General features: G+C 70.6%; 1 protein-coding gene (only partly in view). It reads right to left on the minus strand.

Annotated features, from left to right (window positions below; genetic code table 11):
- Positions 1-12,635, minus strand: the final stretch of a protein-coding gene (locus tag AB0H76_RS37125; protein ID WP_357332041.1) for a hypothetical protein. Its footprint extends 14,962 nt past the window's final position; the window shows 12,635 of its 27,597 coding nt (coding positions 14,963-27,597); its start codon lies beyond the right edge, outside the window; the stop codon is at positions 1-3.

Here is a 12,635-nt window from a genome sequence, read left to right on the forward strand (position 1 = left end):
TCAGTGCGCGAAGATGGTCGCCTGGCGGTTCGGGTCGCCACACACCTCGCGAATCAGCTTGCCGAGATCCAACTCCGGTACCGCGGCGTGGTACTCGAGTTGACAGACCACCGTGCCGCCGACAGCGACGCCGAATCGCAGTCGGCGCGAGTCGACGTGGCCCCAGCCGACCGACACCGAATGTTCGTCCAGGTCGAAAGTGCGGTCGCCGACTCGCAGGCCAAGCCTGCCGCGATCGCGGTAGAAGATCACTTGGACACCGCCGAGTTCGCCGTACACGCCGGAGGTGGGCAGCCCGGTCATCGCCGTCTGCTGCATCAAGCCGGACGCCGGATCGAACTCGGCGAACGGACCCATCCCGTCATACGGGCTCAGGACAAGCGGTGCGCCGGTGTTGCTTTCACCGTTCGGACCGGGCCGGTTGGGCCGACCGCGCCCGCCGTTCGCGGGAGCGCCACCGCCACCCGGGGGCGACATCGGCGGCATCATCGGCGGCGGCACGGAGCCGGGCGGACCTGACGGTACCGAGCCGTTGCCTTGCCCGCCCGGATACAGCGGCGCGCTGTTCCAGCCACCATGACCAGGCGTGCCGGGTCGTCCGCCCTCGCCGGGCGCGCTCGGCGGCCAGCCGTCTCGCGGTGCACCGCCCTCGCTCGGGTAACCCGGTCGCCCACCGCCACCCGGCGTCGGCGAGCCAGGCGCCACCGGCCCGCCACCTGGCTGACCGGGCCAGTTCGGTGATCCGGGCCCGTTCGGTCCACCGGGCGGATTCTGCTGCGGCATGCCCGGATTCGTCGGCGGCCGCCAGCCTTCGGGCGGTTGAGGGAACGACGGCGGTTGCGGCACCTGTGGAATCTGCGGCACCGATGGCGTCGGCGGGCACTGGGGAGGCTGCGGGACCTGCGGCCATTGAGGTACTTGCGGGAACGGCGGAACCTGCGGCATCGGAGGGACCTGAGGCAACGGCGGAACCTGCGGCACCGGAGGAACCTCAGGCAACGGCGGAACCTGAGGGAACGGCGGCACCGGGGGCATCGGCGGGATCTGCGGCGCCTGAGGCGCCGGTGGCACCTGCGGCATCGACGGCACCTGCGGAACCCGAGGAGAAGGTGGGGTCGGCGGCTGTGGATGTCCCGGCGATGGCGGGTTGCTCGGCGGCACCGGCGGCTGTGGAGTGGGCGTCACCGGCGGCAACGGCCACGGCCCGTAATCCCGCTCCGGGATGTGCACGGCGCCCATCTCCAGGACTTCGTACTCCTTCGGCGGGTGCGGAATACGCGACCGCGTCCGAGACCCAGCCGGCAGCGGCGGTCGGCTCCGCCCGTCGGCGTCCGGCGCGGGCGGCACCCGGTCATCGCCGTTATCCGAATCATCAGTCGGCGTCGAGTCCGGGTCACCCTCGAGATCGCCTGCCGCATCCGGAGACTCCGGCCCATCGCCGGTGGGCGGCCTCGGTGGCCCACCACCAGCCGTCGCCGGACGCTGCGAGTCATCAGTCGCCGCCTCAGGCGCCGGGTCATCCCCCGCCAACGGACGCTCCGGTCCACCATCAGCCGTCGACGGGCGCTGCGAATCACCGGTCGCCGCCTCAGGTTCCGGGTCATCCCCCGCCAACGGGCGCTCGGGTCCACCATCAGCCGTCGGCGGACGCTGCGAATCATCGGTGGCGGCCTCAGGCGCCGGGTCATTCCCCGCCAACGGACGCTCCGGTCCACCATCGACCGTTGGACGGCGCTGCGAATCACCAGTCAGTGCTTCAGGCTCCGGCTCGATCCCGGTCGGGTCCTGATCTCCGGACGGTTGTGCCGGACGCTGAACAGAGATGCCCGCTGGATCCTTGGAACCGCCCTCGGGCTCCGGGCGCGCCTGCACCTCGACACGTTCGAGGTCTCCGCTCGCTGGCGGTGTCGTGTTCGGCGCAGGGTCGACGGCACCGTTCGAGGGCTTCGATTCGTCTTCCCCGTCCGGTCGCACCGACTGGGTGTCGGTGCGCGGCTGCGGGTCAGTCGTCCCCGCATCAGGTTTCGCGGCTGACGGCGATGCGGCGGGGAGCTCCTGATCAGCACGCGGTGCAGCGGGCTGATTGCGGGCGCCATTCGGCTGCTCGGGTTCGGGCTGCGATGCGCTGGGCTGCTGCGGTTCGGGCTGCGGTGAGCTGGGCTGCTCGGGTTCGGGCTGCGGTGAGCTGGGCTGCTCAGGGTCTTCACCCTGCTCCGGGCGCGCGGGGGCATGGTTGTCGGGACGCTGCAAACCAGCTCGCTCCGCAGCAGATTCGGGCTGCTCAGAGCGGACACTATTTGCATCGCCCTCGGGTGGCATCGCGGCCTCGGGCGGCACGGGTGATTGCAGGACGTCGCCCGGGTTCGAGGGTTCGCCGGCCGCCGGGCGGGGTGGGGTGCCGCCGCCGGGATCGGAGGGGGGTGGGACGGCGGGGGGCGGGGCGCCTTCGAGGGGCGGTTCGAGGCGGCGCAGGACTTCGCCCAGAACGCGGATGTGGGCGTCGACCCGGCTGATTTCGTCGCGCAGTTGCTGCTGGAGTTGTGCCAGCTCGTCGGGGCTGAGGCGTTCGTGTTTGTCGAGTTTGCCGTCGCGGTAGGCCTCGTAGACCTCGGCCCAGCGTTCCGCGTCCGCGATCCGCAGGTCGATGCCCATGATGCGGGCCCAGTCCGCGCCGGGGCGCGGCGGTCCGGCCGCGGGGTCCGGACCTTCGGGGAGACCGTGGTTGAGGAACAGGTCGGTGAGGTCGCCGACATCGCCGATGAGGCCGAGCAGGTGGGCGACCGCGCGATCGTGGGCGGGGAATTCGATGTCCGCCACGCGTGGGTCCGGGGCGTCGGGGTGCCGCAGCGGGTCGTAGGGATCGAGATCGGCCAGCGTGCTGGCGAATTCGGCGAGTGCGTCGAGCGCTTGCGCACGGTCTTGCGGACGCAGCGAATTCGCCACCGCGTCACGCAGTTTCAGGGGGTCGATGCCCTTCTTGTCGAGCTCGTACCGCAGATCACCCTTGCTGTATTTGTGCGGAAGCAGGTCCTCGGGCGCTAGGCCCAGCCGCTGGGCGAGGCGGTCGCGGGCCGCGTCGACCGCCGCGGGATCGAAATCTCGCAACAGTTTCGCGTACTTCACCAGCGCTTCGGCCTGCTGTAGCCGGCGTGAGTTCGGCACTCCGTCGTCGGCGAACGCCTCGGCCAGCGCCTGCGGTGTCAGCTGCGCGGGGTCGACGCCGAGGAAGTGCGCCAGGCCGGCGCGGGCATCGGTGAGCGCGTGATAGGTATCGATGTCCCACGCGGTGCGGGCGTAATCGATGATGGCTTCGATCTGGGTGGCGCGCACGAAGTTCTCGTACCGCAACTCGGCGAGATGCGCGGCCAGGCGGTCCGGGGTGGCCGCGATGTCCACACCGATGTGCAGTTGCCGCACCAATTCATCACGCAGCTGGAGCAATTGATCGCGTGCGAGAGCGTCGAGCATCTGGTTGCGCCGATCGTTCTCCTCGACCTGCTCGGCGGTGGAATCGTGTTCCGGCTGGGGTTCCGGGACCGCGTTCCAACGCTCCCCTTCGTCCCGGACCAGGGTGATCTCGGCGTGGCGGCCATCGATGTCCCCGCTGAAATGCCGGACCTCCGGTGTGCCACCCGGCCCGATACGGATCGGCTCGCCGGGCTCGACCACCACGATCCGCCGATCCACCTGGAGCAGACCGTCGTTCACCGCCGCGGCGAGGTCGGGGTGTTCGGCCAGTGCGCGCGCCAGCACCGCGTCGTGATCCAGCGCGGCGTCGAGCACGATCAACCGCATCGGGCCGTCCGGATCGCCGGGGAGCAGCCCGATTCCGCCGGTCAGCATCGCGCCGCCCTGGGTCAGGACCCAGTCCGCGCCCGCCAGATCGGCCAGCACATCGGTGAGTTCGCGCGCCTCGGCGTCCGCGCGCACGAAATCCCGTGCTATGTCGGTGAATTCCGCGAGCCCGTCGAGGTGCTCCAGCAAGCCCGCGAACTGTTCGCCGAGGGCCTGCCGCAACAGCTGCGGGCTCAAGTTCTCCAGGTCGACGCCGAGCAACTGCGCCCACACGGCGCGCTCGTCCTTGAGCTGGTCGCGGCGCAGCGCGTTGTCCAGGTAGTCCCAGCGGCCGTCGTCGCGGCCGGGCTGGTCGCTGTCGTAGAGGTCACCCCAGTCGCGGCCCGGCTCACCGCCGTTGTTCACGCCTTCCCAGTTCAGCAGGGTCGGGTCGCCGCCGCGAGCGCGGACGACCTCCCGGAGGAACCGGCCGAGCGGGTCGGAGTCGAAGGCGCTGATCCGGTCGCTGAACGGGATCGAACCGTCCTCGATATTGAAGCGCGCGGCCGCGCCGGCCAGGCCGGTGAGCGCGCCGATGCGGCGGGCCTGGTGGTATTCGAGCACCCGCACGGCCCGCATCAGCGCTTCGGGTGTGAGATCGGCGGGCAGGTCGATATCCAGCCGCGTCGCGAGGTCGCGGAGCTGCTGCGCCAGCGCGTCACGATCGGCGTGGGCCTGGCCCAATTCCTGCATCCACTCGTTCATTTCGCGAGTGGTGCGGGGCAGTTCCTCGCCCTGCGGTGTGGGCTGCCCGATTTCCGTTGTATTGCTAAGCAATTCGGCTTGCTCGGCGGTGCGCTGCGCCGCCAAGTGGGCCTTGTATTCGTCGAGGGTGAACCCGAATTCGGCTTGGAACAGCTCCGGATCGGCCTCGTCGATCCAGTATTCGTACTCGGCGCCGTCGCGGGTGCGCGGCACCTGGTAGTCGGCTGCCTCGCTGTTGATGCGCCCGGTCAACCTGCGCAGGAACGGAATCAGCTCGCGCCGCTTCCACATGGTCGCGACTTCTTTGGCGATCCGGAAGTAGTTCCCGGCGAGGTCCGGCGCTGATTCGACGCCCGCGAGGGTGCCGTAGCTGGCGATGAGCAGCGCCTGCCCGTCCTCGTCGTTGCCGGAACCGGACGGGTACTTCGGGGCGTCGCCGGTGTAGCCGCCCTTGAGGCGTTCCCACAGTCGGCGCAGCAGCCCCTTCTTCGGCTGCTCGTCGGTGGGCCGTACCGCGGTCTCGGTACGAACTTCCGGTGCTGCCAAACGCTCTCGCGCCTCCACCCGCCAGACGCCGTCCGCGTCGGCGACCAACCGCACGGGCGCACGTTCGCCGTTGACGTCGACGCTGTAGTAGCGGGCCGCGCCGGGTTCGGCCGGTGTGCCATCGGTGACCTGCTGACGTACCACCTGCACCGCGTCGGCGAGGTCGGCGATGTCCTGAGCCTCGCGCAGGACCGCCGCCCGCTGCTCCTCGAGCACCCTGGCAGGATCGGCGTCCAAACGGCCCGGGTCGATACCCAGTCGACGGGCCAACGCGTCACGGTGGATCGCCCGTTCCGGTCGCCCGGCCGGGTCGGCGTCCGCGTGCCTGGCCATCGCATCGCCGAGTGCTTCGACGACACCGGCGCGCAACAGATTTCGCAGCCGAAGTTCAGGGATCGTGGCGGCGAGGTTGCGGTGGTTGAGGTCGGCGTCCGTTCGCCCGAACTGGGCGGCCAGTTGATCACGCACGGCGGCAACGGATTCCACGCGCGGCGTTCGAACCGGCTGCGCGGCATCGGGATCAGAGGTGCCGAGGAGTGGAGTGGGCGCGAGCGCCGGCGTCGTATCGGGCGGCGGTTCCTGACCGATTTCGCGGAGCTCCGCGTCGACCTCCGCCAGCGTGCGAGGGTCGACCTCGCTGCGCCAGTACTGCTCGCCACCGTAGATCTGATCGACGTCGACCGGATCGGTGAAATCGGCGGCCCGGAGCGGGCGGCTCGGTTCGACACTGTCCGGATTCGCGAAAATACCGCGCAGTTCCGCGAATTCGGCCAGTTCGCGCAGCGCCCGGATCGGATCCGGATGCTCGCCGAGTAGTCCGCCGAGGCCGAGCGTCTCGTCCAGCGCACGGGCATGCGCCCGGTCGGCGTCGCTGACGGTCGGCGGGTTGTCCACATCCACCCAGCCGGGGTTGGCGAGGAACTCCCTGATTACCGCCAGCACGTCGACGGTGTTCGTGTGGTCGGCGCCTGGTTGCTCCGGCTGCGGTTGCAACTCGCCGCCCGATGCCGGGTCGTCGGGTGTCTCCGGAGGCGGGCCCTCCGGAGGTTGGTTGCCACCGCGGTCGAGGTCGCCAACCACTGGAGGCTGCTCACCCGGGCTGGGAGCGACCGGATCGCCACCCACCGGGGGCTGCCTGCCCGAAGCGGAAGCGCCCGGGTCGTCGCCCACCGGAGGCTGCCCACCCGGGGGCGAAGCATCGGGATCGGACCCAGTTGCGCCAACCTCCTGTGGCTGCCGCGCTTCGGCCTCGGCCGCCCATTGCTTACCGAGCGCCTCCAGATAGTCCATCAGAGCTTGATGATCGATCTCGCGCTGCTCTTCCAGCCTGCGCGCATGCGCGTCGAAAGCGGCGAGTTCCCGCGCCACCGCAGCGTCGAACCGGTCACCCGACGGCTCGCCGATCGCGTTTCGCGCCGCCTCCGCGTGCTGCTCCGACCGCGCCAGCAACGCTTCGTGCTCAGCCTGCGCCCGCTCCTCGAGCTTGCGAGCGGTTTCGTCATAGGCCGCCAACTCGCGAGCCACCGCGGCCGCGAACGGGTCATCCGAATCCGGCTTCGGGTCAACCTCTTCCAATGGCCGGCGCAATTCCTCGGCAGCCTGCCGCTGCTCGGCAGCTGCCTGCTCCAACCGCTCGAGCAGCGCCTTGTGCTCGGCCTGCGCCCGCTCCTCGAGCTTGCGAGCGGTCTCGTCATAGATTGCCAGTTCCCGTGCCACCGCGGCGGCGAACGGATCACCCGAATCCGGCGGCGAGTCAACCTCTTCCAGCGGCCTGCGCAGCTCCTCGGCAGCCCTCCGCTGCTCGGCAGCTGCCTGCTCCAACCGCTCCAGCAGCGCCTTGTGCTCGCCCTGCGCCCGCTCCTCGAGCTTGCGAGCGGTCTCGTCATAGGCCGCCAGCTCGCGCGCTACCGCGGCGCTGAACGGATCCGGTTCCGGCTCGTCCGCACTCGGTCGCGCGGGTGGCCGCGACGGGGGGTCGCCCGCGCCGCCATCGGAGGCCGCAGCGGGAGCAGGCGGTTGGCTGTCTCGGTCCGGGCGGACCACAGCGACGTTGCCGTTCTCGTCGACGTGCAGCTCCTTGACCACTGCCCCGGGTCCGTCGACCAACTCGCCGAGGCGAGGATTGCCTGCGACCGCATCGGCCAGAACCTGGCCGGCGTCCGCACCGGAGTGCACCACGACCAGGACGACCGGCGACGGACCGTCGATCACGCCGACCCCGGGAGCGAGTGGCTCCGCGCCGGCCCGGAACAGCATGTCCTGCTCAAGCGCGCTGGCCAAGGCCTCGTCGAGCCGGTCGACGCGCTGCTCGGCGCGCGCGATCCACTCCGTATCACCACTGGCCCTGGCGATGTCGCGCTCTCGCACGGCATCCGCGCCCGCGGCGGCGAGCTGATCGAGTACCACGCGACGCCGCTGCTCGGCGGCGCGATCGGCCGCACCCGGGTCGGGCCGAGCAGGCGGGAACTCCGGCGGATTCAGCTCACTGCCGCCCTCTGGACGGCCGCCGAGCGGGAGCTGGCCCGTAGTCCGGCGCAAGAGGCTCTTCGACGCACCGTCCTCTGGGAGAGCAGCTGAGCCTTCGGGCAGGACACCCCGGGTCTCGCCCGGAGCTCGGACATCACCCGAAACTCGCTGCGACTGAGCACTTTCAGGCACATCTGCGTCCGGACGCGCGAAACACACAGTGGCGTCCTCGTATTCGCCCGAACGCCCGGTCAGCCCGCCGGGCGGGAAGGTGACCTCGGTGAACCCGAATTCCGCGGCGAGCCGGCCGCTGTAGGTCCGCGCCGCGGCATCCTCGCGGGTGAGGAACAGGTCCTGGATGCCCGCGTTGAAGGTCTCCAGGTTGTCGGCGAGTTCACCGCTGGAGCTCCATTCGGATTCGAGGGTGTGGGCATGCGGGCCGAGCTCACGCATCATGTCCGCGAACATGTCCCGGCCGGACGGCGTGCCGGGCCCGACCCGAACCTCGACGTGTAGCACACCCTCGGCGTCGACGTGGCCGATGATGCCGTGCCGGTCGTCGCCGCCGTACCGGTTGACGTAGCCGTGAACGGCCTTTTCCGGGAAGGGGTTTCGCGGTTCGGCGAATCCGGGTTCGGGTCCGGTGTCGGCGAGCGCATGCTCCGCGATGGCGTCCAGCCGTTGCATGACCTCCCCGAACCAGCGCTGCCTGCCCAGTCGCGCGAATTCGGGTTCCAGCGCCGCGACGCGCTCGCGCACAGCCTCGATCTCCGGCCGGGTGAGCGGGTGGTCCAGGAATTCCAGCGTGCCGTCCTCGGCGATGCGCAGGAAGTGTTCCTGGGCAAAGGGACTGACGGTGTCCCGGGTGACGGTGCCCTCGAAGGCGCGCCGATTGCTGATGCCGTAGACCTCGCGATTGCGATCGGTCATCCAGCTGCTCGCGTCCCGGCTGGGGATTCCGGTCAGCGCGTCGAGCAGGCCGAGTGCCCGGCCCGCCGGAGTATCGAGGTAACCGAGTTCGTGCGGGTCGGTGAAGCCGCTGTGCCGCTCGGCCGCAGTGGTCCCCGACATCACCTGCTGATAAACGACATTCGGTGCGGCCCGGAATATCTGGGGCACCTCGGCGCCGACCGCACGCCCCAGCACCGAGGCGAGCTCGTGCGCGTCGGCGTGCCGGACATTGCTCACCGTTTCCCGGATAAGGGCCACACCATTGTTGAAGGTGACGAGTTCGACGCGGCGCGCGCTGTGCACCGATGGGGTATCCGGGCCCAGGACCCGCACCGATGCTTCACCGGAAGCCAGTGCGGCCGAGACGATATCGTCGAACGGGCGGATGCCGTGGGCCGCGTCCCAGGCCCTGCCGTAGTCCTCGGCGTAGGTTCGGCCGGTGTCTTCGCTGGTGTGCCGGGCGATTTCGGGACGCAGCTCGGCCAGCGCCGCGTCGTTGGCGATCCGATCGAGGTCGGCGGCCGGGGCGTCCGGGAAGTCGCGCGCCGCGGTCGCACGGGCCTGCTCGAACTCCGCGACATAGGTCCGCCGCAGGCCGGATTCGGGAACCGAGTAGCCCGCGCCGGCCAGCTGCAACAGCGCCAGGAACTCCATGGCGTGCGCGCGGGCTTCCTCGTCCACCATCCGGTTGACGTAGTCCTCGCGCGAAAGCCGCAGGCGATCCCGCGCCGGCGAGGAGTCCTCCGCCTGCCGGGCCAGGTCCGCGTGGATGGCGCCGTGCACGAGCGCCGCCAGCTGCTGGGCATCGGTGCCGCCGGGATCGAGTTCGAGGCGATTGCGCCCGGGCAGATAGCGGTCGACGCCGTCGGAGCTGTAGCCGACCTCGACACCGAGCCGGGTCAGCACCCCGTCCGCCCAGGCGCCGACGTCGACATTCGCCAGTTCCTGCCGCAGCCGCCCGATTTCGGCGCGTGCCGCGTCGCCGGCCAGATCTTGTGGACCCGGGTCGGTCATCGGGTCGGGCGCCGCCGGCCCCGGCTCGTCGATGGCCTGCACCAGCACCCGGCCGTTGCGGTCGATATCCACAGCCAGGTGCTCGGGATCGGCGTCGATGCGCGCGAGTTCCTCGGCGACAGCGGGATTCCGACGGGCCTCGGCGAGCAGGCGATCGTGGTCACCCGGCGGTGCGGCGACGAGCAGCCGATCCTGTTCCCCTCGGATGACCGCGACATGATCGGTGAGCGGCTGCGCGCCCGGATACTCGTGTGTGAGCAGGTCCCGGGAGGCGATAGCCGCCAGGTCGGCATAGCGGTTGTCGAAGACCGACTGGGCCCGATCGCGGCCGGCGGCCAGATCGGACAGGGTACGGAGATCGTCTGCGGTCCTGCGCAATTCGGCCGCACGCTCGGGCGTGGTCTCGGGCCGCGCCAGTTCCGCGCGCACCTGCGCGAGGCGGTCGGCGGCCGCGGCCTGCAACTCCGCACGACTCAGCCCGGGATCCAGGTCGAACCGGCCGGTGAGATCGTTCAACTGCTGCTCGGCCGCCCGCAGCTGCAATATCGCGTCCTGGCGCGAAATAGCCGCCACCCGCAGCGCTTCGGCGACGGCGGGATCGGGCGGATAGTGGGTGAACATCCCCGCCGGCGACAGATTTGAAGTCGCGCGCACCTGATTCCAGTGCTGGCCGTAGAAATCGGTGTAGCTCTGGCCGTTCTCCCACGCGGTCTGGGCGAGTCCGTCGTAGAGCCGGTCGACCGCGACGTCCTGGGCGATTTCCCGGACCTGCCGCGGCGAGAGATCGGGATCGGACTGCGCCAAGCTGGCCGCCGCCTGGTCGTAGGCGTCGTTGTAGATCTGCTCGAGCGGATGCGGGGTGATCTCGAAGCCGAGCGCCCGCAGCTCCCGGGTCATCTGGAACCGTCGCCCGGTGGCCGCGGCCTCCTCCTCGACCATCGCCCGCACGTACTCGGCCTCGGTCAGGGTGCGAATCCGGTTGTCCGCCAGTGCCGAACTGCCGTCCAGGAACCGCTCGGCATGCACCGACTCGTGGGCGAGGGTCAGTATCTGCTGCAGCTGGCTCGCCTCGGCGGTGTAGGCGATGGCGGCGAGCTCGCGCCGCCGGAACTCGCCCACCCGGCCGTCTTCGGCGGGCAGGTGCTCGTAATCGATACGGAGCGGCCCATTTTCGGCCAGTCGCAGGATCTCGCGGCCGGTGTCGGTGGCACGCAGCAGATCCAGGATCTGATCGGAGTGCTCGTCCAGGGATCGACCGATCCGGACCTCGAAATCGGCCGAACGCGTAGTGCCGTCCTGCGCACCGAAATCGTGCGGCACCGGATTGCCCTGTGCGTCATACAGAATCGCGTGGACACTGCTGAGCTCGCGGGGCGTGGTCGGTGGGAAGGGCCCGCGGTGACCCGCGCCCGGATCCGAGACCTCGACATACAACCGCCCGGTGTCCGGATCCGCGCGCACGGTCAGCACATACGCGTGCGCACCGACGCCGTGCCGATCCGCCGGGCCGCCGTAGACATCGACGACCAGCGCCCGGGCGCCCTCCCCCACCGTCAGCAGATGGTCGGCGATCGGCTGATGCCGCGACTGCGTACCGGTCGGCGGCGGCACCTCTTGCAGGGGCGCACCGGCAGCAGCTTCGACCTCGGCCCGCGACATACCGGCTGCGCCCACCGGATGCTCCGGCGGACGGATATGCGAGCTTCCGGTGCCCGCCTGGATCTCGTCCAGTGCCAGCCGCGCACACTCGCCACGGTTGGCGTCGGTGGTGGTATGCGTGGTGTCGGCGAGCAGATCGACCCCGGGCGGCCGCCAGGAACCGTCCGATTCGGTAGGCCGATTCGGTTCCGGGCGAACGCTGTCCGAATCGTCCAGTGCCCGCCGCAGATCCTGGCGCGCCTGCTCGATCCGGTCCATCAGGCGCTGATGCTCGGCCTCCGCCGCCGCCTCGTTGCGCCGGAACACGTCCTCGAGCGCGCCGAGTTCGCGGCGCAGTGTCGCGCCGGACTCGGAGCGCGGATCCGGTTGCGCAACAGCCGGATCGGCTTCCGTCTCCGGCGTTGTCGCACTGTCGGAACGCTCGTCCATGGCGTCGAATCGGGCGTGCATTTCCGCGCGGAATCCGCTCAGACGTGCCATCGCCTGGTCGTGCGCGTCCCGGGCCAGTTGCTCGTTGCGATCGAACGCGTCGTCCAGCGCCGTCGCCGTCCGATCCGCGGCGGACGGCGGTTCGGCGGGCCGCCACGAACCATCGCCGCGCCGTGGCTGATTCGGCGCTACCGTCTCGGGCCGGGTGGCGGCCGTTGCGGGCAGATCGGGCCGGGTGGCCGGCAGCTCCGGTCGGGTCGGTGCGCCGTCGAGCGGCAGCGTGTCGCCCGCGTTCGGCAGTTCATCCGGGTCCGGGCGCGTCGCGGGCGCCGCCCAGGCCGGGTCGGCGCCGAGCGGGGCGACGGCGTACGGAACGTTCGCGCGCCAATCGGTGAGCGGCGGGCGGTTCGCGTCCCAGTGATGCCCGAGACCGATCGCATGGGCGTTGGCATCGGTCCAGGTGGCGCCCGGATTGGCGCGCAGGTAGTCGGATTCGGCCAGGGCGTCCTGCAGGAGCACGAGGTCCTGCGGCAGCGGCTCGCCTGCGATCAGGCGCTGCCAGGCCTCGGCGATATCGGCGAGTTGGTCCATCGGGCGGCGCACGAAGCGCCCGGCGGGATCCTCGAAATCGCGGACGAGATGCGCGTCGCGCATCAGGTGATCCTTGATCTGGGCCAGCTGCTCCGGGGTCACCGGCGGCACCGGGTCGCGCATGTGCTCGGCCAGCGCGGCCGAGATCAGCGCCGGATCCACGCCCGCGACCAGCAGTTCGCGAATGTGGTCGACGGTGTCGCGGATCCCCTCGGCGTCGTCGGAGGCGAAGCGCGGCGCCAGGTCGCCGGCGACTCGATCCAGGGCATCCTGCTGACGTCGCAGCTGACCGTCGACGTCGCCGCGCGGGTCGACACCGCGATCGCCGCGCACCAGGTCCTCGCGCACCCGCTGCACCACCTCGCGGGCGGCCTCGGCCTGCTGCTTGTGGCGGTGGTCGTCCAATCCCTCGGCGATGCGCGGGATGTCGGAGTCGTCGG

It is taken from the genome of Nocardia sp. NPDC050712 (assembly GCF_040654295.1).
GTDB lineage: Bacteria > Actinomycetota > Actinomycetes > Mycobacteriales > Mycobacteriaceae > Nocardia.